This window comes from Streptomyces sp. NPDC001507, assembly GCF_042894765.1.
GTDB lineage: Bacteria > Actinomycetota > Actinomycetes > Streptomycetales > Streptomycetaceae > Streptomyces.
The window spans coordinates 538,447-563,139 of sequence record NZ_JBIAVV010000004.1 but is presented as its reverse complement, the minus strand read 5'-3'; the positions used below and the strand labels follow the sequence as shown (position 1 = coordinate 563,139).

General features: G+C 71.1%; 23 protein-coding genes, 1 pseudogene and 1 riboswitch. Of the genes and pseudogenes, 16 read left to right on the top strand and 8 right to left on the bottom strand.

Features of this window, described 5'->3' with window-relative positions:
• Window positions 1-136 precede the first annotated feature (136 nt).
• Window positions 137-712: a TerD family protein gene (locus tag ACFY0K_RS16340; RefSeq protein ID WP_093501429.1), complete on the bottom strand. Its 576-nt coding sequence runs from the start codon at window positions 710-712 to the stop codon at window positions 137-139.
• 184 nt (window positions 713-896) lie between these two features.
• Here ACFY0K_RS16340 and arfB point away from each other — a divergent pair, with 184 nt between their 5' ends.
• The 6 genes from arfB to ACFY0K_RS16310 all read left to right on the top strand — a co-directional run bounded on the left by arfB (window position 897) and on the right by ACFY0K_RS16310 (window position 5,992).
• Complete coding sequence (arfB, locus tag ACFY0K_RS16335) at window positions 897-1,325, top strand: alternative ribosome rescue aminoacyl-tRNA hydrolase ArfB (protein ID WP_351703163.1); 429 nt, start codon at window positions 897-899, stop codon at window positions 1,323-1,325.
• A 62-nt stretch (window positions 1,326-1,387) separates the two neighbouring features.
• Window positions 1,388-1,570: a hypothetical protein gene (locus ACFY0K_RS16330; protein WP_390640395.1), complete on the top strand. Its 183-nt coding sequence runs from the start codon at window positions 1,388-1,390 to the stop codon at window positions 1,568-1,570.
• A gap of 427 nt (window positions 1,571-1,997) precedes the next feature.
• Entirely contained in the window at window positions 1,998-4,541 is a 2,544-nt protein-coding gene (locus ACFY0K_RS16325; protein ID WP_390640394.1) for a nitrate- and nitrite sensing domain-containing protein, read from the top strand.
• The gene (locus tag ACFY0K_RS16320; RefSeq protein WP_388600313.1) at window positions 4,538-4,969 is read left to right on the top strand and encodes a roadblock/LC7 domain-containing protein; all 432 of its coding nucleotides are present in this window, start codon (window positions 4,538-4,540) and stop codon (window positions 4,967-4,969) included. The genes ACFY0K_RS16325 and ACFY0K_RS16320 overlap by 4 nt, the downstream gene beginning before the upstream one ends.
• Window positions 4,966-5,364 carry a DUF742 domain-containing protein gene (locus tag ACFY0K_RS16315; RefSeq protein ID WP_390640393.1) on the top strand — a complete coding sequence of 133 codons (399 nt, stop codon included), beginning with the start codon at window positions 4,966-4,968 and terminating at the stop codon, window positions 5,362-5,364. The genes ACFY0K_RS16320 and ACFY0K_RS16315 overlap by 4 nt, the downstream gene beginning before the upstream one ends.
• Complete coding sequence (locus tag ACFY0K_RS16310) at window positions 5,345-5,992, top strand: ATP/GTP-binding protein (protein WP_390640392.1); 648 nt, start codon at window positions 5,345-5,347, stop codon at window positions 5,990-5,992. Before ACFY0K_RS16315 ends, ACFY0K_RS16310 begins: the two co-directional genes overlap by 20 nt.
• Window positions 5,993-6,013: 21 nt before the next feature.
• Here the strand turns inward: ACFY0K_RS16310 and ACFY0K_RS16305 are convergent.
• Window positions 6,014-6,475, bottom strand: a pseudogene (locus ACFY0K_RS16305) (GNAT family N-acetyltransferase); the annotation flags it as partial.
• A 65-nt stretch (window positions 6,476-6,540) separates the two neighbouring features.
• Window positions 6,541-7,113, bottom strand: a complete 573-nt coding sequence (locus ACFY0K_RS16300) for a flavin reductase family protein (protein WP_390640391.1) — start codon at window positions 7,111-7,113, stop codon at window positions 6,541-6,543.
• Window positions 7,114-7,440: 327 nt separating this feature from the next.
• On the opposite strand from ACFY0K_RS16300, the gene cdgB reads away from it, so the two are divergent.
• Both cdgB and ACFY0K_RS16290 read left to right on the top strand, forming a co-directional pair.
• The gene (cdgB, locus tag ACFY0K_RS16295; RefSeq protein WP_351956970.1) at window positions 7,441-9,096 is read left to right on the top strand and encodes a diguanylate cyclase CdgB; all 1,656 of its coding nucleotides are present in this window, start codon (window positions 7,441-7,443) and stop codon (window positions 9,094-9,096) included.
• A gap of 118 nt (window positions 9,097-9,214) precedes the next feature.
• Window positions 9,215-10,165: a carbohydrate-binding protein gene (locus tag ACFY0K_RS16290; protein WP_390640390.1), complete on the top strand. Its 951-nt coding sequence runs from the start codon at window positions 9,215-9,217 to the stop codon at window positions 10,163-10,165.
• Here the strand turns inward: ACFY0K_RS16290 and ACFY0K_RS16285 are convergent.
• The 3 genes from ACFY0K_RS16285 to ACFY0K_RS16275 form a co-directional block, all read right to left on the bottom strand.
• Window positions 10,162-11,091, bottom strand: a complete 930-nt coding sequence (locus ACFY0K_RS16285; RefSeq protein ID WP_390640389.1) for a 1-phosphofructokinase family hexose kinase — start codon at window positions 11,089-11,091, stop codon at window positions 10,162-10,164. The genes ACFY0K_RS16290 and ACFY0K_RS16285 overlap by 4 nt on opposite strands.
• A 103-nt stretch (window positions 11,092-11,194) precedes the next feature.
• Window positions 11,195-12,421 (bottom strand): N-acetylglucosamine-6-phosphate deacetylase, encoded by a 1,227-nt coding sequence (gene nagA, locus ACFY0K_RS16280; protein ID WP_390640388.1) that lies wholly within the window; start codon window positions 12,419-12,421, stop codon window positions 11,195-11,197.
• On the bottom strand, window positions 12,421-13,362 hold the full coding sequence (locus tag ACFY0K_RS16275; RefSeq protein ID WP_390640387.1) for an ROK family protein: 942 nt from the start codon (window positions 13,360-13,362) through the stop codon (window positions 12,421-12,423). The genes nagA and ACFY0K_RS16275 overlap by 1 nt, the downstream gene beginning before the upstream one ends.
• A 130-nt stretch (window positions 13,363-13,492) precedes the next feature.
• Between ACFY0K_RS16275 and ACFY0K_RS16270 the strand changes: the two genes are divergently transcribed.
• The 3 genes from ACFY0K_RS16270 (at window position 13,493) to otsB (ending at window position 16,072) form a co-directional block, all read left to right on the top strand.
• The gene (locus ACFY0K_RS16270) at window positions 13,493-14,761 is read left to right on the top strand and encodes an extracellular solute-binding protein (protein WP_390640386.1); all 1,269 of its coding nucleotides are present in this window, start codon (window positions 13,493-13,495) and stop codon (window positions 14,759-14,761) included.
• A 17-nt stretch (window positions 14,762-14,778) separates the two neighbouring features.
• Window positions 14,779-15,012, top strand: a complete 234-nt coding sequence (locus ACFY0K_RS16265; RefSeq protein WP_390640385.1) for a DUF3263 domain-containing protein — start codon at window positions 14,779-14,781, stop codon at window positions 15,010-15,012.
• 202 nt (window positions 15,013-15,214) lie between these two features.
• A complete protein-coding gene (gene otsB / locus ACFY0K_RS16260; RefSeq protein WP_390640384.1) occupies window positions 15,215-16,072 on the top strand; it encodes a trehalose-phosphatase in 858 nt (285 codons plus the stop codon).
• Window positions 16,073-16,158: 86 nt separating this feature from the next.
• Here otsB and ACFY0K_RS16255 read toward each other — a convergent pair whose 3' ends face one another.
• The gene (locus tag ACFY0K_RS16255) at window positions 16,159-17,595 is read right to left on the bottom strand and encodes a trehalose-6-phosphate synthase (protein WP_390640383.1); all 1,437 of its coding nucleotides are present in this window, start codon (window positions 17,593-17,595) and stop codon (window positions 16,159-16,161) included.
• Between the two features lie 121 nt (window positions 17,596-17,716).
• Entirely contained in the window at window positions 17,717-18,661 is a 945-nt protein-coding gene (locus ACFY0K_RS16250) for a glucosyl-3-phosphoglycerate synthase (protein ID WP_390640382.1), read from the bottom strand.
• Between the two features lie 157 nt (window positions 18,662-18,818).
• Window positions 18,819-18,972, top strand: a riboswitch (SAM riboswitch).
• Window positions 18,973-18,989: 17 nt separating this feature from the next.
• On the opposite strand from ACFY0K_RS16250, the gene thrC reads away from it, so the two are divergent.
• The 5 genes from thrC to ACFY0K_RS16225 all read left to right on the top strand — a co-directional run bounded on the left by thrC (window position 18,990) and on the right by ACFY0K_RS16225 (window position 24,673).
• A complete protein-coding gene (thrC, locus tag ACFY0K_RS16245; protein ID WP_390640381.1) occupies window positions 18,990-20,273 on the top strand; it encodes a threonine synthase in 1,284 nt (427 codons plus the stop codon).
• A 56-nt stretch (window positions 20,274-20,329) separates the two neighbouring features.
• Window positions 20,330-20,605, top strand: a complete 276-nt coding sequence (locus ACFY0K_RS16240; RefSeq protein ID WP_294001193.1) for a ubiquitin-like small modifier protein 1 — start codon at window positions 20,330-20,332, stop codon at window positions 20,603-20,605.
• A 468-nt stretch (window positions 20,606-21,073) separates the two neighbouring features.
• Window positions 21,074-21,280, top strand: a complete 207-nt coding sequence (locus ACFY0K_RS16235; RefSeq protein ID WP_019057200.1) for a cold-shock protein — start codon at window positions 21,074-21,076, stop codon at window positions 21,278-21,280.
• 370 nt (window positions 21,281-21,650) lie between these two features.
• On the top strand, window positions 21,651-23,273 hold the full coding sequence (groL, locus tag ACFY0K_RS16230) for a chaperonin GroEL (protein ID WP_093501458.1): 1,623 nt from the start codon (window positions 21,651-21,653) through the stop codon (window positions 23,271-23,273).
• A gap of 272 nt (window positions 23,274-23,545) precedes the next feature.
• A complete protein-coding gene (locus ACFY0K_RS16225) occupies window positions 23,546-24,673 on the top strand; it encodes an NADH:flavin oxidoreductase (protein ID WP_390640380.1) in 1,128 nt (375 codons plus the stop codon).
• Window positions 24,674-24,693: the final 20 nt, after the last annotated feature.

Here is a 24,693-nt window from a genome sequence, read left to right as displayed (position 1 = left end):
GCCCCCAGCTCGCCCTCGCCCCCTCCGCCTGGTCGGCCTTCCTGCCCTACGCGTCGGCGCACTGAGCGCAAGCCAGGAGCCCCCGGCCGCAACCACACGACCAGGGGCTCCCGCACAGCGCAGCGTGCCGCGCTTGTCAGACGTTGACGCCGAAGTCCTGGGCGATGCCGACGAGGCCGGACGCGTAGCCCTGGCCGACCGCGCGGAACTTCCACTCGGCGCCGTTGCGGTACAGCTCGCCGAAGACCATGGCCGTCTCCGTCGCCGCGTCCTCGGAGAGGTCGTAGCGGGCGATCTCGGCGCCGCCGGCCTGGTTGACGATGCGGATGTAGGCGTTGCGGACCTGGCCGAAGTTCTGCGAGCGGGTCTCCGCGTCGTAGATCGAGACCGGGAAGACGATCTTGTCGATGTCGGCGGGGAGGGCGGCGAGGTTGACGTTGATCGCCTCGTCGTCGCCGGCGCCCTCGCCCGTGCGGTTGTCACCGGTGTGGACGATCGTGTTGTCCGGGGTCTGCTTGTTGTTGAAGAAGACGAAGTGAGCGTCCGAGTACACCTTGCCCTGCGCGTTGACCGCGATGGCCGAGGCGTCCAGGTCGAAGTCCGTGCCGGTGGTGGTGCGGACGTCCCAGCCGAGGCCCACGGTGACGGCGGTCAGGCCCGGAGCCTCCTTGGTGAGTGAGACGTTGCCACCCTTGGAGAGGCTTACAGCCATGGTCGGGAGTCCTTTCCCTCGTTTCGCGTACGGCCGTGCGGCGCGTACGGGCTTGAAGCTACAGCTACCCGTATGAACGCCACGAGGGGTACCGAAGGTTCCACCTCGCTTTACTTTCTTTACCGAACGGGTGATGCACGATATTCGCGTGACGTGCGCCGGTCAGGCGCGCGACCATGGGGACATGTCCGGTCCTTACGTCATCCGCGGCTCCGTCTCGCTCCCCGAGGCCGAGCTCAACTGGCGTTTCTCGCGGTCCTCCGGGCCGGGCGGCCAGCACGTCAACACCAGCGACTCCCAGGTGGAGCTCCGCTTCGACCTCGCCAACACCGAGGCACTGCCGCCGGTGTGGAAGGAGCGGGCGCTGGAGCGGCTGGCGGGGCGGCTCGTCGACGGGGTGATCGTCGTACGGGCGTCCGAGCACCGTTCGCAGTGGCGCAACCGCGAGACCGCCGCCGTACGCCTCGCCGCGCTCCTCGCGGAGGCCACCGCGCCGCCGCCCAAGCCGCGCAGGCCGACCCGGATCCCGCGCGGTATCAACGAGCGCCGGCTGCGGGAGAAGAAGCAGCGGTCGGAGACCAAGCGGGGGCGGACCGGCCGCGACTGGTCGTAACGCCCTTTCCGCGCCCCCGCGCGCCGTCCCGCGGCTCTCCGGCCGAAACCTCGGAAGACGCCGTGGCGCAGCCGATCCTCCGTCCGGCGTACGCAGTCGGGAACGAAGGCCTGTGCGTCACGTTCGGCGGCGCAGGCGATGAAGGCGGCGACGGCTGGCGCGACCATGAGCGCGCATCGTCGGCAGCCGCTGAGCTGCTGAAATCCCGTCGGGCGGCCGGTTGTCGGCCGTACGGCGACGGCTGACCGGAGTGCCGGACGGGCGGCGGGCGGAACATGCCGCCCTCGCCTTGGGCGCGGTGGTCGCCGTTCGTCGTTCGCAGTCGCGGCCGGGTGACGGTTCCATACCGGCCGGACGGAACTCCGCTCCGCCATGTGGCCGTTCCGCAGGGTGAGACGAAACGCTTACGGGCGTCGTTGAATGTGGCTACTATCTGCCACCGAGTCGCCGGACTTTGGCGATTATTTCCTCATGGATGCGCCGAATGGTGGGGGGAGTGTCCCTAAGGTGACCGGATTTGGCAGGTTTGGGGGGAGGCGAACCGCGAGCACGGTCGCCGGGAACCAGCCATCGGATGCGGCCGCGCCGGCGCCGGCCGACTCCCCCGCACGCCCCGCCAGGCCGGGCGGCGGCTCCGGGCGACTGCCCCTGCGTACCGTTCTGATCATCCTCGTGGTCGTACCGAGCCTCGCGCTCGCGCCCCTGTGGGGCCTGAGCACGTATCAGCTGGCCACCCGCTGGCAGTCGGAGCGGACGCAGAACGACCTGACCGCCTCGCTGGGCCGGCCGTCGGCGGTCCTCTTCCAGTCCCTCGAGGAGGAACGGCGGCTCACCGCGGAGGCGCTGGCCGACCCCGGCACCCGCACCCGCGGCAGGCTGGTCGCCGCGCGCGCGGCGACCGACAAGGCGGTCGCCGGCTTCCGCCCGGCCGCGGACGGCAGCACCTCGCACGGGCAGCAGGGACTCGGCACCGCCCTGTCCGGCACCGTGCGCGACCTCGGCCTGCTCGCCGCACAGCGCGGGGCGGTGGACACCGGGGCGGCCGGCCAGAAGCCGGCGTTCGACTACTACAGCGGCACCATCGACTCGCTGATCACCGTCCTCGCCGCGCTCGGCCACCGCAGCAACGCCGACGCGGCCCTGCTGGCCGCCACCCTGGTCGACCTCTACGGCGCCGCCGACAACATCGGGCGCGAGGACGCCCTGCTCGGCCGCGACTGGACGACCGGGCATCTGAAGGTCGACGAGTACGACGTGTTCGTCGACGCCGTCGGTGCGCAGGAGTACCTGCTCAAGCGGGCCGCCCTCGGCCTCACCGGCGCCGAACGCGACGCGTACACGAAGATGACCTCGGCCAGGTCGTGGAAGACCCAGCAGAGCCTGGAGGAGCAGGTCATCGTCGCCGGCCCCCACCACTCGCAGGGCGAGCTGGAGCTCGGCCGGATCCACACCCAGTGGCGCGCCTCGGTCGACGCCAACCGCCCGATGCTGCTGAACCTGGTGCTGGCCCGGGTCGCACACCTCGACAAGGTCTCCGCCGACAGCGTCAACCGGCTCCAGCGGACCCTGCTCATCGTCAGCGCCATCGGCCTGCTCGCGGTGATCCTGGTCATCCTCACCAGCTGGCGGCTCACCGTCCTGCTGCGCCGGCGCATCCACGCCCTGCGCGAGGAAGCCGTGGAACTCCAGCAGCGGCTGCCCGACGTGGTGTCCCGGCTGGAGCGCGGCGAGAACGTCGACGTGGACCGCGAGGTCCGGCTGGTCGAGCCCACGCCCGACGAACTCGGCGAGCTCGGGCGGGCCCTGAACGCGGCCAGCCGGAGCGCGGTGGCCACCGCGGTGCGGCAGGCCGAACAGCACCGCGGCTTCGAGCGGCTGCTCCAGCGGATCGCCCGGCGCACCCAGATCCTCATCGGGCTCCAGCTGCGGAAGCTGGACGAGCTGGAACGCACGCACGAGGACCCCGAGGTGCTGGAGGGCCTGTTCGACCTGGACCACCTCACCGCCCGGCTGCGCCGCTACGAGGAGAACCTGGTCATCCTCGGCGGCGGCCAGCCGCAGCGCCGCTGGCGCAAGCCCGTCCGGCTGCTCGACGTGCTGCGCGCCGCGCAGGGCGAGGTGCAGGACTACCGCCGGATCTCGATCGACGTCGAGGACGAGCCCTGGGTGTCCGAGCGGGCGGTGGGCCAGCTCGTGCACATCCTGGCGGAGCTGATGGAGAACGCCGCCGCCTTCTCCAAGCCGCCGACCCCGGTCGAGGTACGGGCGGCGAGGGTCGGCCGGGGCGTGGCGGTCGAGATCGAGGACCGCGGCCTGGGCATGGAGCCCGAGGACTACGCCGCCGCCAACGCGCTGATGGAGGCGCCGCCGCAGCTCGACGTGATGACCCAGGCCGACGACGTGCGGCTCGGCCTGTACGTGGTCGCCCGGCTGTCGGCGGGCCTGGGCCTGCGGGTGGAGCTGCGGCCATCCGCCTTCGGCGGCACCCGGGTGGTCGTGCTGCTGCCGGAACAGGTGGTGGTCGAAGAGCCCGTTGCGGCGCCGCCCCGGCCGGACGCGCCCGTGCCGGACGCGCTGCCGTACCTGCCCGGTCCGCGGCCGCACCCGCACGACGCCGGGACCGGTCCGCGGGCGGACCGCGAGGGCGGGCGGCTGCCCACCCGCGCCAAGGGACACGCGATGGCGAACGTCACCGCCTCCGGTATCCGGCCGCCCGACGAGAACGAGGCATCCGCGGCCCCGCCGGCCGCGGCACGGCCGCTGCCCCAGCGGGTCCGGCAGGCCAGCCTGGCGCCCGAACTCCAGGTCCCGGCCGAACCGCAGGAGCCGCACGAGCCGGATCTCTGGACCCTCCCCGACCGGCCCGGCCGGTCCGGGGCCACGATCGGCGCGTTCCAGCGGCAGTCCAGAGCGGCCCGCGGCGGCGGCGACCCGGACGCCGGCACCGGTCACGACGTCGGCGGCGACCCGGACGCCGGTACCGGTCATGGCACGGGTCACGACGTCGGCGGCGACCCGGACTGCGGCACCGGTGACGGCGGGGGCCGCGCCACCGGCCACGACCTCGGCGGCGACCACGTCTACGGCCACCGCGACAACGACGGCAGCAGCGACGGCAACGGCAGCGGTGACGGTGCCGGCTCCGGCGGAGGCAAGGGTGAAGGACCCGCCTCGTCCGACCGGTCCGGCTCTCCTAGGACGGATGATCGAGAATGACGCAGCGAACGACGGCCACCGACGTGGATCTGGACTGGCTTCTGGACGGCCTGGTCGACCAGGTCACGGGCACCCGGCACGCCATCGTGCTGTCGGACGACGGCCTGGTGGTGAGCCGTTCGCGGACCATCGACCGCTCGGACGCCGAACGGCTCGCAGCGATCGCCACCGGCCAGCAGAGCCTGGCCCGCGGCGCCGGGCAGCTCTTCGGCGGCGGCCCGGTGCACCAGGTCATCGTCGAGATGGCCGGCCTGTGGCTGTTCGTGATCTCCGCCGGCCGCGGCACCCACCTGGCGGTGACCGCCTCCCAGGAGGTCGACGCCGAGCTGATGAGCGTCGCGATGCACACCCTGGTCCAGCAGGTCGGCCAGCGGCTGGGCACCGACGCGCGTACTCCGCTACCCGATGACGCGGGGAGAGCCGGATGAGGCACTGGACCGAGGGGTTCGACGACGACGACGCCGACGAGCAACTGGTCCGCCCCTACACGATCACCAGCGGGCGTACGACCCCCGAGCGGGCGGATCTGACGCTGATCACGCTGGTGACGACGCTGCCCGAGGTCACCACGCAGGCGGCGCTCGCGGTGCGCAGGATGCAGCCGGAGCACCGCACGATCCTCGGGCTCTGCCGGGAGCCCAAGGCGGTGGTGGAGGTCGCCGCCAAGCTCGGCCTCCCGGTGTCGTTGACCAAGATCCTCATCGGCGATCTGGTCGACTCCGGTCATATGCGGGCCCGTTCACCGCAGCCGCTCACCCGGGCCGGCGGCCTTCCCGACATGACTACCCTCGAGGCGGTGAGAGATGGACTACGCAAGCTCTGAGCACGCGTCCGGCCGCGTGTCCGACGATGTGCCCGGCCGCGCCGCGGACCACACGGCGGGCCCTGCGGACACCGCTCCGCTGGCGGTGAAGATCCTGGTCGCCGGCGGGTTCGGCGTCGGGAAGACGACTCTGGTCGGCGCGGTGAGCGAGGTCGCCCCGCTGCACACCGAGGAGTACCTGACCCGGGCCGGCGTCGGCGTGGACGACCTGGAGGGCGTGCACAGCAAGGTCACCACCACCGTCGCGCTGGACTTCGGGCGGATCACCATCAGCGACGACCTCGTGGTCTACCTGTTCGGCACCCCCGGCCAGGAGCGCTTCTGGTTCATGTGGAACGACCTGGTCAACGGGGCGGTGGGCGCGGTGGTCCTGGTCGACACCCGGCGGCTGGAGGTGAGCTTCGCCTCGATCGACTTCTTCGAGAGCCGCGGCATCCCCTTCGTCGTCGGCGTCAACTGCTTCCACGGGGTCCGCGACCGGACCGCGGAGGAGGTCCGCGCGGCACTCGCCCTCGACCCCCAGGTGCCGTTGGTGCTCTGCGACGCCCGCGACCGCGCGGACGGCCGTGACGTGCTGCTGGCGCTCGTGGACCACCTGATGGCCGGCCGGTCCGTCACGTCCGTGTAGGCAGGCTCCTGGACCGGGCTGGAGGACCAGCACGCCCACGGGCTGGTCCCCGCTCGTCTCGCCGGTCCTCCGGAAGCCCAGCCGCCGGTAGAACCCCTCCGGGCCGTCCGGTCCTGCGTGCCAGGTGACGTACATCTCCTTGCCGCCCCGGCGGCGGATCTCCGCGGCCACCGCCTCGACCGCGAACCGGCCGTAGCCCCTGCCCTGTTCCGCCGCGTCGATGGTGAGGCGCCACAGGCCGGAGCGGAAGAGGCTGCCGTCGGCGCGCCAGTCGATGTCGAGGAAGGCCATCAGGAAGCCGACCGTGCGGTCTCCGTCGACGATCAGACGCGGCCAGGCGACCCCCGCCGGGTGGACGTACGCCTCGGCGAGGGACTCGGCGACCGGTTCCACGTTCTGTTCCTGGCCGGGCCGGACGCGAATGCGGAGTGCCGCCGTCAAATTTGCGGTCGTCACTTCTTCGAGGCGGGGCGCGGAGAACATCCGCGCACTCTAGAAGGGGCTTTCAGTAACCGCCCACCGAATTTACGGAAACGGACCGCGCGGTTTCATCCCAGCTGCCGGTACCGCCCCCGGAAATACATCAGGGGTCCGCCTTCCGCGCTCGGCAGTTCGGCGGTGAGGACGCGGCCGATGACGAGGGTGTGGTCGCCGGCCGCGACGCGCTGTTCGGTGCGGCACTCCAGGGTCGCGAGGGCGCCGCCGACCAGCGGGGCGCCGCTGGCCCGGCCGCGGACGTACGGGATGTCCTCGAAGAGCAGGCGATCGCTGATGCGGCCCTTCATCGCGAAGCGGCCGGCGATGTGGCGCTGGCTCTCGGTGAGCACGGAGACCGCCCACTGCGGCTGCTCGTCAAGGAGGTCGTCCATCCGGGAGCCCTCGCGCAGGCTGACCAGCACCAACGGTGGGTCGAGCGACACCGACATGAACGCGGTGGCGGTCATGCCGACGTCCTCGCCGGCCGGCGCCAGCGGGTCGTCCGGATCCAGCGGCGGTTCCTGCGCGGTCACCAGGACCACGCCGGCGGCGAGCCGGGAGAGGGCGGCCTTGAACGCTTCGTTGCTCACCCCCACAGCATGCCCGGTGGCTTCTGCGGCGGTGAGGGAGGGAGTCTTCAGCACGCCGGAAACGCTAGTGTCGGACCCGGCACGGCCGCATCGGCCATCGGCCCGAGCCGGGTCCTAGGACCAAGGGCGGGGTGCGGTGCGGTGAAAACCCGTAACGTGCATCATGTGCGCACATCCGCAAAGGCTGCGTTCAGTAAGCACACAGGGAAAACGCGGAAACTCCACGCAATTGTTCACGTTCTCCTGTGACTTGAGTCACAAGGGGCGTTAATTGTTGACCCTGTGTACCGGGTGGGCAGCGCGCTGTGATTCAGTGGCGGGGAAAAGTAGGCGCCGAAGCAGACCCTTGATTCGCTGCGAGGTCTCGGGGGGAGGGCGAGCATGGAGACCGAGTCGGAGCCGTACGTCCGTCTTGCGTCCCTGCGACAGCTGCACCAGGTCATGGCCGACATGAACACGGCCCGCAGCCTGGCGGACACACTGCAGACCGTCGCCGACGGCGTGATCACCGCTCTCAACTACGAGATGGCGTGCGTCAACCTCGTACGCCCCGACGGCGACCTCGTGGTCGCCGCCTTCTCCGGCAACTCCGCCGCCGAGTCCCTGATCACAGGCCGGGTCGGCTCCCGCGAGTCCTGGGAGCGGCGGCTGAACATGGGCGAGAACTGGGGCGACCTCGTCTTCATACCGCACACCGAGGGCTGGGTCCTCGACGACGACGACGTCCCGCAGTGGTACACCGACGGCCCCGCGCCGCGCTTCGAGGACGAGTGGCACCCCTCCGACCGGCTCTTCGCCCCGATGTACACGCCCGGCATATCGGGCAGCTCCTGCGGCGAACTGCTCGGTGTGATCTCCGTCGACCGCCCGCGCAACGGGCGGCACCCGGGCGCCTGGGGCCGCGAGGCCCTGCAGATGTACGCCTTCCAGGCCGCGATCGCGATCAGCAACGCCCGGCTGCGCGCCAACATGCAGCGCGCCCTGGTCCGCCTGGAGCGCGAGCAGCAGGCGCTGCGGGCCAGCGAGGAGAGCTTCCGGCAGGCCTTCGAGTACGCCCCCTCCGGCATGGCGATCGCCGAGATGGGCGGCGACCAGCACGGCCGAATACTGCGCAGCAACGACGCCCTGTGCCGCCTGCTGGGCCGCCCCGCCTCCGCGATGCGCCGCTACTCCTTCTCCGACCTGGTCCACCCCGAGGACATCGGCACGCTGCTCCGCACGTCCGCGGAGGGCGGCCGCGCCGAGCTCCGCCTGGGCCGCCGTGACGGCACCTACGTGTGGGTCTCGCTCCGCAACTCCGTCGTCGCCGACGCGGCCGACGGCCCCCGCTTCCTCCTCACCCACGTCGAGGACATAGAGGAACGCAAGCGCCGCGAGCTCCAGCTCGCCCACCGCGCCTCCCACGACTCCCTCACCGGCCTCCCGAACTCCGCGGAGCTGCGCTCCCGGCTCTCCTCCCGGCTCTGCCGGCGCGCCGGTCACGCCGGGGAGCTGGAGTCCCTGGACGCGGCCTACGGCCACCCCGCCTACGACGCCAACGGCCACGGCTTCGACTTCGCCGGCACGGCACAGTCGTACGACGGTGGCTACGACCACCACGTGCACACCGTCGCCCCCGAGGACGGCCGCGACGACGGTGCCAAGGGGCTCGCGGTGCTCTTCTGCGACCTCGACGGCTTCAAGTCGATCAACGACCGGTTCGGCCACAACGCGGGCGACGCCGTCCTCATCGAGGTCGCCCGCAGGCTCACCCGGGGCGTCCGGGACGGCGACACCGTGGCCCGCCTCGGCGGCGACGAGTTCGTGATCCTCGCCGACGGCCTGGGCAAGGCCGACGCCCAGGACCTGGCCGTACGCCTGCGCAACGAGATCATCCAGCCGATCCGCGCCGAGGGCCGGGCCGTCCGGGTGGGCGCCAGTTTCGGCATCGGATGGGCGCACTGCGGCATGACGGCGGACGAAGTCCTGAAATCCGCCGACGAGCGGATGTACGTAGAGAAACGATCTCGTCCCAAAGCACATCGCCGTGCCGGATGATCCGCAGGTCATCGTGCTGATGCGATCCGAGTCACCCGTTTGGCTCAGTCAGACCGGGTAGGCTCGACTCTCAATACCTGTACCGCATCCGCCCGCACCTGTTGAGGAGTACCAAGGGATGACGCCCGGCGACAACGGCGCGAGCACGCCCGAGGACGACGACCCGTTCGGCTACCTGTACGCCGATGGTCAGGCCAGAGGAGCCCAGCCGCCGTCCGGTGGCGGTGGCTACGGCTACCCGCATCAGGTCAGCAGGGTGCGCTCGGTCGGCGAGCGTACCTACGGCGGCCAGCAGCAGGCACCGCAGCCGCAGTACGGCGGCCAGACCATCCCCCAGCAGCCCGGCGCCGGCTACGGCCAGCAGCCGACCGCTGCCTACCAGGCCCCGGAGACCTTCCCGGGCGCCCCGACCACCCGTACGCCGATGCCGCCCGCGAGTCGCGGCCGCGGCCCCAACACCAAGGGCCTCCTCATCGGCGCCGTCGCGGTCGTGGCCGCCGTCGTCATAGGCATCAGCGTCGCGATGATGAACGGCAACGGGGACGACAACAAGGCAAGCGGCGGAGCCTCCACCTCCCCGACCCAGTCCCAGAGCGCGTCCCCGAGCCCGTCGAGCACGAGCTCGGTGTCGGCGTCCGGCGACGTCGCGCCGGTCGACGCGAAGACCTTCCACCTGGACGGCGGCGCGAGCACGGCCTCGGACGTCAAGGGCGCGAAGTCCCAGGGCGGCATCTACGTCACCAACTTCAGCCAGACGGGCGCCGGCGTCACCTGGACGGTCAACGGCATCCCGTCGGACGGCCTCTACACCGTCTACGCGCACTACAGCGCCGTACAGGACCAGAGCATGACGCTGTCGATCAACGGCAAGACGTTCGGCAGCAAGTTCCCCCTGAACAACTACACGGGCCAGAGCGACCCGACCAAGGCCTGGACGACCAGCTACACGTACCCCACCCTCACCAAGGGCACCAACGTCATCTCCCTGTCCTGCCAGAGCGGCGACAAGTGCGACGTCCTGCTGGACCAGATGTGGCTCAGGCAGGGCAAGCACACGAACAAGGACTAACCGGCCGCAGGCCCACCGGTCACCGTGACCTGGCCGAGCAGCTTCTCGTACGCCATGCGGTCGAACTCCCCGGCCGCCGCGGCCCGAACCGTCGCCGCCGACAGGGCCACCGCGCGGGTCAGGCGGTCCGGCCAGGGGAGGTGTTCGACGAGGCCGGAGAGCAGGCCGGCGACCACCGAGTCGCCGGCGCCGGTCGGGTTGCCGTGTTCGCGGGTGGATGGGGTGGCGCGCCAGCGGCCCTCCGGGGTGAGGGCCAGCAGGCCCTGCGCGCCCAGGGAGGCGACCACCGTGCGGGCGCCCCGGCGCCGCGCGTCCTGGGTGGCGCGGGCCGGGTCGTGGGAGCCGGTGAGTTCGGCCAGTTCGTCGGCGTTCGGCTTGACCAGGTCCGGCCGGGCCGCGACCCCGCGCCGCAGCGGCTCACCGCTGGTGTCGAGGAGGACGGGGACGCCGACGGAGCGGGCCGCCTTTACCAGGCCGGCGTACGCGCCCACCGGGACCCCGGGCGGCAGGCTGCCGCACAGGGCCACCGCCGAGGCGTCGGTGAGCAGTTCCCCGTAGTGGTCGAGGAAGACGCCCCATTCGGCGGGCGCTATCTGCGGGCCGGGTTCGTTCAACTGGGTCGTGTCACCCGTCCGTTCGTCCACGACGGCGATGGTGCGGCGGGTCGGGCCGGTGACCGTCAGCAGCGCGTCCCGTATGCCCGGGGTGTCCGCGAGGCGCTCCCGTACCGCCCGGCCGGTGCCCCCGCCCGCGAAGCCGGCCACCGTCGTCTCGTGGCCGAGCGCGGCCAGCACCCGGGCCACGTTCACCCCCTTGCCGCCCGGCCGTTCCGTCACGTCCGAGACGCGGTGCGACGTGTGCGGGCGCAGGGCGCCGACCCGGTAGGTGATGTCGAGAGCGGTGTTCAGGGTGACGGTCAGAATCACCGGGCGACCTCCCTCGTGCATGTCCGTGCCATCGGTGGGGGCACGATCATGCCAAAGAGACGGCGACCGGCCTAGGTCGCCGTCTCCCAAGAGATGGTCGCAGTCAGGCCAGTTCGGGTGCGACCACCCAAGTACCCTTCCGCATCACGCCCTTCAGCGTGAAGTCCGCGTCCAGGACGAGCAGGTCGGCGTCCTTGCCGGGCTCCAGGGAGCCGACCCGGTCGTAGAGGCCCAGCAGCCGCGCCGGGTTGGCGGACAGGGCGGCGACGGCGTGCTCGACGGGCAGCCTGTCGACGGTCACCGCCCGCCGCAGCGCGCGGTCCAGCGTCAGCGTGGAGCCGGCGATGGCACCGCCGTCCACCAGCCGGGCCACCCCGTCGGTGACGTCGACCTCCAGGGGGCCGAGGAGGAAGCGGCCGTCACCGCTGCCGGCCGCGTCCATCGCGTCCGTGATGAACGCGACCCGGTCCGGCCCCGCGTGGTGGAAGGCCAGCTGGAGCGCGGCGGGGTGCAGGTGGGTGCCGTCGTTGATCAGCTCCACCGTCACCCGCTCGTCCTCCAGGAGGGCGGTGATCGGGCCGGGTGCGCGGTGGCCGATCTGCGGCATCGCGTTGTACAGGTGGGTGGCGACCGTGGCGCCCGCGTCGATCGCCGCCACCGTCTGCTCGTACGTCGCGTCCGTGTGGCCGACGGCGGCGATCACACCGTGCTCCGCGAGCAGCCGTACCGACTCGATGCCGCCGGGGAGTTCGGTGGCCAGCGTGACCATCTTCGCGTGCCCGCGCGCCGCGTCGACCAGCTTGCGGACCTCCGCCGGGTCCGGGTGCCGCAGCAGCGCCTCGGAGTGCGCGCCCTTGCGGCACGGGGAGATGAAGGGGCCCTCGAAGTGGATGCCGGCGATCTCGCCCTGCTCGGCGAGCTCGGAGAGGAGACCGGCCTGGCGGGCCAGGACGTCCATGTCGTCGGTGACGGTGGAGACCACGAGCGTGGTCGTGCCGTGTGCGCGGTGCGTACGGACGCCGGTGAGGACCTGCTCGGCGGTGCCGGAGCTGAAGGAGGCTCCGCCGCCGCCGTGGTTGTGGATGTCGACGAAGCCGGGCAGGAGCCAGTGGCCGGTGAGGTCGACGACCTGGGCGTTCTCGGGGGCGTCAGCGGTGATCCGGGTGCCCTCGACCGAGATCCGGGCGTTTTCGACGACTCCGGTGGGCAGGACTGCCCGGGCGCCGGAGAGGACCAGTCCGTGGTCTGCGGGCTGCGGGTCCGTGGGGGCTGGTCGCGCAGTTCCCCGCGCCCCTGCAGGGGCGCTGTAGTGCGGCTCTTTCGCAGCCATCAGGGGGTTACCTCCGCAGTAGTCGTCGTCTTCAACAAGTCCTGGGCCAGCAGGCCCGCGCCCAGGCAGCCGGCCGTGTCTCCCAGCTCGGCCGGGACGATCGTCGGCAGTTTCTGGAACGTCACCCGCCGCTCCACCGCCTCCCGCAGCGGGTCGAAGAGGACGCTCCCCGCCTCCGCCAGGCCGCCGCCGATGATGAGGACCCGTGGGTCGAGGAGGGTGAGGGCCGTGACCAGGCCGTCGGCCAGGGCGGCCACCGCGTCGCCCCACACCCGGACGGCGTTCGGGTCGCCGGACGTGACCGCCTTGGCGCAGTCCGCCGCGTCCGCGTCCGGGGCCCCGGCGGCCTTCGCCCACGCCTCGCTCACCGCGGCCGCCGACGCGTACCGCTCCAGGCAGCCGCGCTGCCCGCACGGACAGGGGGCACCCTGCGGCCGTACGACGACATGGCCGATCTCGCCCGCGAAGCCGTGCGCGCCCGGCTCCACCCGGCCGTCCAGGCCGAAGCCGCCCGCGATCCCGGTGCCGAGGGCCACGAAGAAGTAGCGGTCCGCGCCCCGGCCCGCGCCGAGCCTGCCCTCGGCGAGGCCGCCGGTGCGGACGTCGTGGCCGAGGGCGACCGGGATGCCGAGGCGGTCGGCGAGGAGGGTGCGCAGCGGGACGTCGCGCCAGCCGAGGTTGGCCGAGTAGACCGCGGCTCCGGCCTGCTCGTCCACGATTCCGGGGACCGCGAGGCCGGCCGCGGACGCCGGCTCGCCGAGGTGCTGCGCGCCGTACGCCTGCAGCTCGGCGGCGAAGTCGAGGATGGCGGTGACGACGGCGTCGGGGCCGCGGTCCCGGCCGGTCGCCCGGCGGTCCCGGTGGAGCAGCTCGCCGTCCGGGCCGACCAGTGCGGCCTTCATTCCGGTGCCGCCCACGTCCAGGGCGATGACATGTCTCACGGGAACAGTGTGGCCCGTCGACCCGCAAGAGGTCTAGTCCACTTGCGTGGTGTAGACCTTATAGGTCAGACATATTGAACGGCGAGACAGTTGGACAGGGGCAGTAGACGTGCGGCGGCGTAGGGCAGGAATGATCGCGGTGGTGTCCGCAACGGGCATGACGGCGGTCCTCGGTGGGTGCGGGACGACGGGATCCTCGGACGTCACCCTCAGACTCGTCGCCGCCGACTACGGAGACTCCGCCGCCAACAGCTCCCAGAAGTACTGGGACAAGCTGGCCAGGGCGTACGAGGCCCAGCACTCCGGCGTGAAGGTCGACGTCACCGTCTACTCGTGGAACGACGTCGACCGCAAGGTCAAGGACATGGTCGACGCCGGCCACGCCCCCGACCTGGCGCAGATCGGCGCGTACGCCGACTACGCGGCCGCCGGCAAGCTGTACGAGGCCGGCGACCTGCTCTCCATCCCGGTCCAGGCCGACTTCCCCTCCCAGCTCGCCGAGGCGGGCCAGTGGAACCACGCGCAGTACGGCATACCCTTCGCCGCCTCCACGCGCGTCCTCTTCTACAACAAGACCCTCTTCTCCCAGGCCGGCATCACCACCCCGCCCACCACCTGGGACGAGCTCGAAGCCGACGCGAAGGCGCTCAAGGCGGACGGCGTGAAGTACCCGTACGCGCTGCCGCTCGGCCCCGAGGAGGCGCAGGCGGAGACCATGCAGTGGCTGCTCAGCGGCGGCAGCGGCTACACCGACGACACCGGCACGTACACGATCGACTCCTCGCAGAACATCGACACCCTCACCTGGCTCAAGGACGACCTCGTCGGCAAGGGCCTGACGGGTCCGGTGGCCCCCGGCAAGCTGAACCGCGCGGCCGCGTTCGCCGCCTTCGCCGACGGCCAGGTCGGCATGCTCAACGGCCACCCCACGCTGATCAAGCAGGCCGAGAAGAAGGGCGTCAAGTTCGGCACGGTCCCGATGCCGGCCCGCGCCGGGCAGAGCACCGGCACCGCGTCCCTGGGCGTCGCCGACTGGATGGCGGCGTTCAAGCAGAACGGCCACGCCGAGCAGGTCGGCGACTTCCTGAACTACGTCTACAGCCAGAAGAACGTCCTCGCCTTCTCCCGTGAGTACGGCCTGCTGCCCGTCACCACGTCCGCCTCCCAGGCGATGACCGACTCCACCCGGGCCGAGGACAAGCAGCTGCGTCCCTTCCTGGAGCAGCTGCCCACCTCGCAGCTCTACCCGGCGGGCAAGACCTCCTGGGCCGCGATCAGCGCCGACATCAAGAAGCAGATCGGTGCGGCGGTGAGCCCGGCCGGCGACCCCACCGGTGTCCTCACCCGTATCCAGGCCGAGGCGGCGACGGCCGACAGCCGTACGCTCGGGACCCGCTGAGCGTTACGGTTCTCGCCATGGACCGGCACGAACTGGGCGCGCGCGAGCAGGCCATCCTCGCCCTCGAACGCCGGGGCTTTCCGAGCCCCGGCGCGAAGGAACGCGCGATACGCGAGGAACTGGACCTGGCTCCGGTGCGCTACTACCAGCTCCTGAACGCCCTGCTGGACGACGAGGGGGCCCTGGCCCACGATCCGGTGACGGTGAACCGGCTGCGGAGGGTGCGGGAGGCGCGGCGCTCGGAGCGCTGAGCCGGGGGTTCTTCGCCCCCGCCGCCCCTACCCGTCCCGTCCTCCAGGGGGCTGCGCCCCCTTCGGCCCCCATCGGTGGAAATGGATCTGCGGGCCGGTGGGGGCTGGTCGCGCAGTTCCTCCCCCAGCCTTCGGCCGGGGGGACCCCCAGCGCCCCTGGCGGGGCGCTGTCCCGGACCCCTGACGGGATAGTGTCGGGCTCATGGGAACCCACATCACGGAACCCCTTCCGACGCCCCGCACCGCCGCCGGTCGCGACGGGCTCGCCGCGCTCCTCGCACGTCCCGGCACCGCCCTCGTCGGGCTCGACTTCGACGGGACCCTCGCGCCGATCGTCGCCGACCCCGAGCAGGCTCGGGCGCATCCGGACGCCGTGCCGGTGCTGGCCGCGCTCGCCCCGAAGGTGGCCGCCGTCGCCGTCGTCACCGGCCGCCCGGCCGAGGTGGCCGTCCGCTACGGCGGTTTCGCGGGCGTGCCCGGCCTGGAACACCTGGTCGTCCTCGGCCACTACGGCGCCGAACGCTGGGACGCGGCGACCGGCGAGCTCACCGCACCGCCCCCGCACCCCGGCATCGCCGCCGTCCGCGCCGAACTCCCCGCGCTCCTCGACCGCGCAGGCGCCTCGCACGGCACCTGGATCGAGGAGAAGGGCCGGGCGATCGCGGTCCACACCCGCCGCGCCCCCGACCCCCAGGCCACCTTCGAGACCCTCCGTGATCCCCTCACCGATCTCGCCACCCGGCACGGCCTGATCGTCGAACCGGGCCGTCTGGTCCTGGAACTCCGCCCCCCGGGCATGGACAAGGGCGTGGCCCTGCGCGAGTACGCCCGCCACATCTCCGCGGGCGCCATCCTGTACGCGGGCGACGACCTGGGTGACATCCCGGCCTTCGCCGCCGTCGAGAAACTCCGCGAGGAGGGCGTCCCCGGCCTCCTGGTGTGCAGCGGCAGCACGGAGGTGACAGAGCTGGCGGACAGGGCGGACGTGGTGGTGGACGGTCCGGAGGGAGTCGTACGACTGCTGAGAAGCCTGGCCGCGCTGAGCGAAAGCGCCCTTTAGGGGCGCTGGGGGTCCCCCCGGCCGAAGGCTGGGGGAGGAACTGCGCGAGAAGCCCCACCGGCCCGCAGCCGAACCACTACCCGGGGCTACCCGCCCAACGCCCCGAGCTGCTCAAGGAACCAGGCCGCCGGCGGCAACGCCGTAGCGGCCTCGGCCAGCCTCTTGCAGCGCTCCGCCCGCTCCGCCACCGGCATGGCCAGCGCCAGCGCCAGCGCCTCCGCCGTCCCCCCGATGTCGTACGGGTTCACGACCACCGCGTCCTCACCCAGCTCCTCGTAGGCCCCGGCCTCGCGCGACAGCACGAGCACGCACCCCTCGTCCGACACCACCGGGATCTCCTTCGCCACCAGGTTCATGCCGTCCCGGATCGGGTTCACCAGCGCCACGTCGGCGAGCCGGTACGCCGCCAGCGACCGTGCGAAGTCGTCCTTGACGTGCAGCACCACCGGCGTCCAGCCCGCCGTCCCGTAGGTGGAGTTGATCTCGTCCGCGACCCGCTGCACCTCCGCCGTGTAGTCGCGGTACACGGACAGGTCCTGCCGCGACGGATACGCGAACGCGACGTGCACCACCCGTTCCCGCCACTCGGGGTGGTCGTCGAGCAGCTGCCGGTACGCCAGCAGCCCCCGCACGATGTTCTTCGACAGCTCTGTCCGGTCGACCCGGACGATCGTCCTGCGCCCCTCGCCGCCGATCTCCTCCCGCAGCGCCCGCATCCGCTCGTCCACGTCCGGCTCGTGCGACCGCTTCCGCAGGAAGTCCGCGTCGGCGCCCAGCCCGTGCACCCCGATCCGGGTGTCCGAGGAGGGGATGCCCGGCCCCAGCACCGCATGACAGCAGTCCACGAACGCGTCCGCCCACCGCCGCGTCAGGAACGCCGCGTGGTCGGCGCCCAGGATCCCGCTGAGCAGCTCCGCCGCGATGTCGTCGGGGAGGAGCCGGAAGTAGTCCGGCGGCGCCCAGGGGGTGTGGGAGAAGTGGCCGATGCGCAGGTCCGGCCGGAGCTGCCGCAGCATCCGGGGCGCGAGCGCCAGGTGGTAGTCCTGGATGACCACCACCGCTCCCTGGCCCGCCTCCTGGGCCAGCGCCTGCGCGAAGGCGTGGTTGTAGGCCTGGTAGGACGCCCACTGCCGCCGGAACTCCGCGTCGAAGACCGGTTCCAGCGGGGTCTGGTACAGCATGTGGTGGACGAACCAGAGGACCGAGTTCGCGACGCCGTTGTACGCGTCGGAGAACACGTCGGCGTCGATGTCGAGCATCCGGACCTGCTGCCCGCCGGTGTCCCCGGCCGGCAGCCGGCCGCCCTCGGCCCGCCGTACCGCCTCTCGGTCGCCGTCGCCGAGCGCGGCGCACACCCACACCGCGTTCGCGTCCGGGCCGATCGCCGACAGACCCGAGACCAGCCCGCCGCCGCCCCGTTTGGCGTACAGGGAACCGTCTTCGCGTCGCTCGTACGAGACCGGGCCGCGGTTCGAGGCGACGAGCACCTCGGCACCGCCGGTGGAAGCGATGGGGAAAGCCATACGCCACAACCTAGCCCGGCCCGTAAACGCTCAAACGTACGGCCGCGCCCGACGCGCCGCCGTATACGGCCGTACGACGAAGTCACGCCACGACGTCGAGCCGCGACGTCACGCCACGACGTCACGCCACCTTGCGCTCCGCGTACTCCGTGATCTCCACCATCGGCGGCCGTTCCTCCGTGTCCACGGAGTACGTGCGCGGCTCGAAGCCGTCCTCGCCCCGTTCGAACTGGGTGAGGGAGGGCCGGATCAGGTGGCCGCGGGCCAGCCGGAGCTGGGCCGTGCGGTAGATCGCGGCGGACATCCGGCCGAGGGCCTGGCCGTCCTGGTGACGGTGCTTGCGGACGCCGACGTCGACCTGGGCGAGGGCGTCGAGGCCCACCAGGTGCAGGGCGTCGACCAGCATGCCCAGCTCCACGCCGTAGCCGACCGGGAAGGGCAGCTGTTCGAGGAGCGAGCGGCGGGCCGCGTACTCGCCGCCGAGCGGCTGGACGAAGCCGGCCAGCTGCGGCCAGTGCATGTTCAGCAGCGGGCGGGCCATCAGCTCGGTGACCCGGCCGCCCTGCCCGGCGGCGCCGCCGAGCGGGCGGTCGTACATCGCCTTGACGAGGTCCACGCCCGGGTCGGTGAGGAGCGGGCCGACGATGCCGGTGACGAAGTCGGAGGAGAACTCCCGCAGGTCGGCGTCGATGAAGCAGACGATGTCCCCGGTGGTGACCAGGAGGGAGCGCCAGAGGACCTCGCCCTTGCCGGGGACGGGGGGGATGCGGGGCAGGATCGCGTCGCGGTGCACGACGCGGGCGCCGGCCGCCGCGGCGACGGCCGCCGTGCGGTCGGTGGAGCCGGAGTCGACGACCACGATCTCGTCGACGAGCGGCACCTGCTGCATCAGGTCGTGGCGGATGATCGCGACGATGTCGCCGACGGTCTCCTCCTCGTTGAGCGCGGGCAGCACGACGCTGACCGTCTGTCCGGAGGACCGTTTGGCGGCCATGACCCGGTGCAGGGGACGATCGGTTACGGACCAGGAGCGGGTGGCCAGCCAGCGCTCGACTTCTTCCAGCACGGTCAGCGGCTCCTCACTGTCACGGTCACACGACGAGGTGTGATCCATCTCGCGGTTCGGACGACTCACTCAACTGTCCTGGCCTTCGGTTACAGTCTTGAACAACGCCGATGACCATCGCATGTCCTGGGGTCACCCGGCGTTGACAACCGCATACCGCTCATCCAGAGGGGCAGAGGGAAACGGCCCGTTGAAGCCCCGGCAACCCTCCAGTCGGTACTCGTAGATCACTGTCGATCACCGCGAGGCTCCCGGCTAGGGAAGGTGCCAAATCCGTCTCACGACGAGATGCGTCGTGAGGAAGATGAGGAGAAAGGGCCTCGCCTCAATGGCTGTGCAGACTGTTGCAAGCACCACGGATTCCGCCGTCGACCTCGGTCCCGCCGCCGCCCTGAGCTGCCGCGAGTGCGGTCACCGGGTGCCGCTCGGCCCGGTGTTCGCCTGCGAGGAGTGTTTCGGCCCGCTGGAGATCGCCTACGACTTCTCGGCCTACGACACCGAGGAACTCCGCAAGCAGATCGAAGCGGGTCCCGCGAACATCTGGCGCTACGCGCCGCTGCTGCCCGTCCCCGCGGACGTGGCGACCAAGCCGAACATCAACCCCGGCTGGACCAAGCTCGTCAAGGCCGACAACCTGGCCCGCGAGCTCGGGGTGACCGGCGGCCTGTACGTGAAGGACGACTCCGGCAACCCGACGCACTCCTTCAAGGACCGCGTCGTCGCCCAGGCCGTCGAGGCCGCCCGTGCCTTCGGCTACACCACCCTCTCCTGCTCCTCCACCGGCAACCTGGCCGGCGCGGTCGGTGCCGCGGCCGCCCGGGCCGGCTTCCGCTCCTGCGTGTTCATCCCGCACGACCTGGAGCAGGGCAAGGTCGTCATGGCCGCGATCTACGGCGGCGAGCTCGTCGGCATCGAGGGCAACTACGACGACGTGAACCGCTTCTGCTCCGAGCTGATCGGCGACCCGGCCGGCGAGGGCTGGGGCTTCGTCAACGTCAACCTCCGGCCGTACTACGCGGAAGGCTCCAAGACCCTCGCGTACGAGATCTGCGAGCAGCTCGGCTGGCAGATCCCGGACCAGCTGGTCGTCCCGATCGCCTCCGGCTCGCAGCTCACGAAGATCGACAAGGGGCTGCAGGAGCTGATCAAGCTCGGTCTCGTCGAGGACAAGCCGTACAAGATCTTCGGCGCCCAGGCCGAGGGCTGCTCGCCGGTGTCGGTGGCGTACAAGGAGGGCCACGACGTGGTCCGCCCGCAGAAGCCGAACACCATCGCCAAGTCCCTCGCCATCGGCAACCCGGCCGACGGGCCGTACGTCCTCGACATCGCGCGGCGCACCGGCGGCGCGGTGGAGGACGTCACCGACGAGCAGGTCGTCGACGCCATCAAACTGCTCGCGCGGACCGAGGGAATCTTCGCGGAAACCGCCGGCGGAGTGACGGTTGGAGTCACCAAAAAGCTCATTGAGAATGGGTTGATTGATCCGGCGAAGTCGGTCGTTGTACTCAACACCGGTGATGGACTGAAGACGCTGGACGCGGTGGCGGGGACCGGGCTCACCGCGACCATTCGCCCGAATCTGGAGTCTTTCCGCGAGGCCGGGCTCGCCTGAGTCCCCCGAGAAATAGGGCGCCGCTCAGAGCTGCCGCCCGGACCGGAGGTAAAAACGTGAGCGTCACCGTTCGCATCCCCACCATCCTGCGTACCTACACCGGGGGCCAGGCCGAAGTCGCCGCCGAAGGGGCCACCCTCGGCGAGGTCATCTCGGACCTGGAGAAGAACCACACCGGTATCTCCGCGCGGGTTCTGGACGACCAGGGCAAGCTGCGCCGGTTCGTCAACGTGTACGTCAACGACGACGACGTGCGCTTCGAGCAGGGCCTGGAGACCGCCACCCCGGACGGCGCCGGCGTCTCCATCATCCCGGCCGTCGCCGGCGGCTGACCTGCGGCCCCGCTTGACAGGCTGATCGAATGACCGAACATTACCTTCGGTAACGCCGATCACCGACTGTTCATCCGATTGCCCCCTCCGTGAGAGAAGCGGAGGGGGCAATTCTGTGTGGTTGAGCGCGGTACAGTTGGGGAACACGGTCCCGATCTCCAGGTCGGGAGCCCCGTATTCGATACCGCGAGCCCGGCAAGAAGTAGCCAAAGTGCGCAGGTTATATGCGGCTTTTGTGGCCTTTGCGGGGTCCGACTTGCCCTGAATTCGGCCGAATTCTTGCTACATTCCGGACCCCTTCCGTCCAGAATTCTCGTCCGATTGACCTGTTGCAGACGGCAGTTGGACAGATACATTCAGCCGCGGTCGACGCGTTCCGGCGCACGCCCCCAACCAATGGGGGGTGAGGTCTGACCCGGATCCGCGAAGTGTGGATCTGTGCAAGGGCCAGTAATAGGGGAGTTAGGCATGGCTCAGGGCACCGTCAAGTGGTTCAACGCGGAGAAGGGGTACGGCTTCATCGCGGTCGACGGTGGTGCGGATGTTTTCGTCCACTACAGCGCGATTCAGATGGACGGCTACCGCACCCTGGAGGAGGGCCAGCGGGTCGATTTCGAGATCTCGCAGGGCCAGAAGGGGCCGCAGGCGGACATGGTCCGGCTGGCGACCAGCTGAAGCACGCGCCGACTGATCAGCGACGTTCTTCTGTACTCCTTCGAAGGGCTCGTGCCTCCCGGGGCACGAGCCCTTCGGCATGTCCCGGGCCATGTTCCCGGGCCCCGGTCCTCGAGAGCCGCTTGCGCCCGCCCGTCGCCCGACCACCACCCCCCAACGAGCACTCGCTTCGCGAGCGCGCCTTGCACTCTCCTGGGTCGAGTGCTAATCATTGGCGTTAGCACTCTGAAGGTGAGAGTGACAAAGAAGGACCGGGTCGGTGAGGCCCGCGGACCGGGTGGGGCAAGGAACCCACGGGTCGGCGAGCCGTCCGTCGCGGGCGCGGGCGCGGTCCGAAGACTCACCCCCAGTCCTGGAGGGACCACTTCACATGGCCAAGATCATCGCGTTCGACGAGGAGGCGCGGCGCGGCCTTGAGCGCGGTATGAACCAGCTCGCCGACGCCGTCAAGGTCACCCTCGGCCCCAAGGGCCGCAACGTCGTCCTTGAGAAGAAGTGGGGCGCCCCCACGATCACCAACGATGGTGTGTCCATCGCCAAGGAGATCGAGCTGGAGGACCCGTACGAGAAGATCGGCGCCGAGCTGGTCAAGGAAGTCGCCAAGAAGACGGACGACGTCGCCGGCGACGGTACGACCACCGCGACCGTGCTCGCCCAGGCCCTGGTCCGCGAGGGCCTGCGCAACGTGGCCGCCGGTGCCAACCCGATGGCCCTGAAGCGCGGTATCGAGAAGGCCGTCGAGGCCGTCTCCGGTGCCCTGCTGGAGCAGGCGAAGGACGTCGAGACCAAGGAGCAGATCGCCTCCACGGCCTCCATCTCCGCCGCCGACACCCAGATCGGCGAGCTCATCGCCGAGGCCATGGACAAGGTCGGCAAGGAAGGCGTCATCACCGTCGAGGAGTCCCAGACCTTCGGTCTGGAGCTGGAGCTCACCGAGGGTATGCGCTTCGACAAGGGCTACATCTCGGCGTACTTCGCCACCGACATGGAGCGTATGGAGGCCGTCCTCGACGACCCGTACATCCTGATCGCCAACTCCAAGATCTCCTCGGTCAAGGACCTGCTCCCGCTGCTGGAGAAGGTCATGCAGTCGGGCAAGCCGCTGCTGATCATCGCCGAGGACGTCGAGGGCGAGGCCCTGTCGACCCTGGTCGTCAACAAGATCCGCGGCACCTTCAAGTCCGTCGCCGTCAAGGCTCCGGGCTTCGGCGACCGCCGCAAGGCGATGCTGAACGACATCGCCATCCTCACCGGCGGCGAGGTCATCTCCGAGGAGGTCGGTCTCAAGCTGGAGAACACGACCCTCGACCTGCTGGGCCGCGCCCGCAAGGTGGTCATCACCAAGGACGAGACCACCATCGTCGACGGCGCCGGCTCCACCGAGCAGGTCCAGGGCCGGGTCAACCAGATCCGCGCCGAGATCGAGCAGTCCGACTCGGACTACGACCGCGAGAAGCTCCAGGAGCGCCTGGCCAAGCTCGCCGGTGGCGTCGCCGTCATCAAGGCCGGTGCCGCGACCGAGGTCGAGCTCAAGGAGCGCAAGCACCGCATCGAGGACGCCGTGCGCAACGCCAAGGCGGCCGTCGAGGAGGGCATCGTCGCCGGTGGTGGCGTGGCCCTGCTCCAGGCCTCCCAGGTCTTCGAGAAGCTGGAGCTGGAGGGTGACGAGGCGACCGGCGCGCAGGCCGTGAAGCTCGCGCTCGAGGCCCCGCTGAAGCAGATCGCCGTCAACGCCGGCCTCGAGGGCGGCGTCGTGGTGGAGAAGGTCCGCAACCTCACCCCGGGTCACGGCCTGAACGCCGCGACCGGTGAGTACGTCGACCTGGTCGCCGAGGGCATCATCGACCCGGCGAAGGTGACCCGCTCTGCCCTGCAGAACGCCGCCTCCATCGCCGCGCTGTTCCTCACCACCGAGGCCGTCATCGCCGACAAGCCGGAGAAGGCCGCCGCGGCCGCTCCGGGCGGCATGCCGGGCGGTGACATGGACTTCTGAGCCTGACGGCTCGGCAGCTCCGACGCAGTACCGAGGGCGGCGCTCCCTGTTCGACAGGGGGTGCCGCCCTTCGGCGTGTCCGCAGCCGGAGAGGGCAGCGCCCCTGACGGGGCGTGGCTCCGGCGAAGGCCTGTGCCTGTGTCGTGGGTCACACGGCCGTCCGCGCGGAAGCGGGAATGCGCGCGACCGGGCAGGCCGTTGTGCACAGACGTGCACTCAATGCGCGTGCACATACCATCCGGTATACGTCCTATTCACGAGGAGCCCCCCACGTGACCGTCACCACGCCCCCCGCCTCCCGCGCGGCCGAGATCCTCTCCCGTCCCGTCGCCCTGAACGGGCTCACGGTCCCCAACCGGATCGTGATGGCGCCGATGACCCGCCAGTTCAGCCCCGGCGGCGTCCCCGGCGAGGACGTGGTCTCGTACTACTCGCGCCGGGCCGCCGCCGGTGTCGGTCTGATCGTCACCGAGGGGACGTACGTCGGCCACGACTCGGCCGGAGGCAGCAGCCGCGTCCCGCGCTTCCACGGCGAGGAGCAGCTGGCGGGCTGGGCGAAGGTCGCCGAGGGTGTGCACGCGGCCGGCGGCACGATCGTCCCGCAGCTGTGGCACATCGGCATGGTCCGCAAGCAGGGCCAGGCACCGGTCGCGGACGCCCCCGCCGTCGGTCCCTCCGGCATCCGCCTGGACGGCACCGAGGGCGAGGGCAAGGCGATGACCGCGCAGGACCTGGACGACGTCATCCGCGCGTTCGCCGAGGCCGCGGCCGCCGCCGAGCGCATCGGCTTCGACGGCGTCGAGCTGCACGGCGCCCACGGCTACCTGCTCGACCAGTTCCTGTGGGCGGGCACCAACCGCCGCACCGACGCCTACGGCGGCGACCCGGTCGCCCGTACGAAGTTCGCCGCGGAGATCGTGGCCGCCGTACGCGACTCGGTCTCCCCGGAGTTCCCGGTCATCTTCCGCTACTCGCAGTGGAAGTCGGACAACTACGACGCCCGCCTCGCCGAGACCCCCGAGGAGCTGGAGGCGATCCTCACCCCGCTGGCCGCCGCCGGTGTCGACGTCTTCCACGCCTCCACCCGCCGCTACTGGATCCCCGAGTTCGACGGCTCCGACCTCAACCTGGCCGGCTGGACCAAGAAGCTCACCGGCAGGCCCACCATCACCGTCGGCTCGGTCGGCCTCGACGGCGACTTCATCAAGGCCTTCGCGGGCGAGGGCTCCGGGACCAGGGGCATCGACGACCTCCTCGACAGCCTGGAGCGCGACGAGTACGACATGGTCGCCGTCGGCCGCGCCCTCCTCCAGGACCCCGAGTGGGCGGCCAAGATCCTGACCGGCCGCACGGACGAACTCACGTCGTACGACGCGGCGGCGCTGAAGACCCTGAGCTGACCCGGCGGTTCGCCCTCGGG

Bases quoted from the DNA above. Each gene is read 5' to 3' on its own strand.
- ACFY0K_RS16255 (WP_390640383.1), bottom strand. From the start codon at position 17,595: ATGGCTTTCCCCATCGCTTCCACCGGCGGTGCCGAGGTGCTCGTCGCC.
- ACFY0K_RS16235 (WP_019057200.1), top strand. From the start codon at position 21,074: ATGGCTCAGGGCACCGTCAAGTGGTTCAACGCGGAGAAGGGGTACGGC.
- ACFY0K_RS16270 (WP_390640386.1), top strand. From the start codon at position 13,493: ATGATCGCGGTGGTGTCCGCAACGGGCATGACGGCGGTCCTCGGTGGG.
- ACFY0K_RS16320 (WP_388600313.1), top strand. From the start codon at position 4,538: ATGACGCAGCGAACGACGGCCACCGACGTGGATCTGGACTGGCTTCTG.
- otsB (WP_390640384.1), top strand. From the start codon at position 15,215: ATGGGAACCCACATCACGGAACCCCTTCCGACGCCCCGCACCGCCGCC.
- ACFY0K_RS16340 (WP_093501429.1), bottom strand. From the start codon at position 712: ATGGCTGTAAGCCTCTCCAAGGGTGGCAACGTCTCACTCACCAAGGAG.
- thrC (WP_390640381.1), top strand. From the start codon at position 18,990: ATGGCTGTGCAGACTGTTGCAAGCACCACGGATTCCGCCGTCGACCTC.
- ACFY0K_RS16290 (WP_390640390.1), top strand. From the start codon at position 9,215: ATGACGCCCGGCGACAACGGCGCGAGCACGCCCGAGGACGACGACCCG.
- cdgB (WP_351956970.1), top strand. From the start codon at position 7,441: ATGGAGACCGAGTCGGAGCCGTACGTCCGTCTTGCGTCCCTGCGACAG.
- ACFY0K_RS16310 (WP_390640392.1), top strand. From the start codon at position 5,345: ATGGACTACGCAAGCTCTGAGCACGCGTCCGGCCGCGTGTCCGACGAT.
- ACFY0K_RS16315 (WP_390640393.1), top strand. From the start codon at position 4,966: ATGAGGCACTGGACCGAGGGGTTCGACGACGACGACGCCGACGAGCAA.
- arfB (WP_351703163.1), top strand. From the start codon at position 897: ATGTCCGGTCCTTACGTCATCCGCGGCTCCGTCTCGCTCCCCGAGGCC.
- nagA (WP_390640388.1), bottom strand. From the start codon at position 12,421: ATGGCTGCGAAAGAGCCGCACTACAGCGCCCCTGCAGGGGCGCGGGGA.
- ACFY0K_RS16265 (WP_390640385.1), top strand. From the start codon at position 14,779: ATGGACCGGCACGAACTGGGCGCGCGCGAGCAGGCCATCCTCGCCCTC.
- groL (WP_093501458.1), top strand. From the start codon at position 21,651: ATGGCCAAGATCATCGCGTTCGACGAGGAGGCGCGGCGCGGCCTTGAG.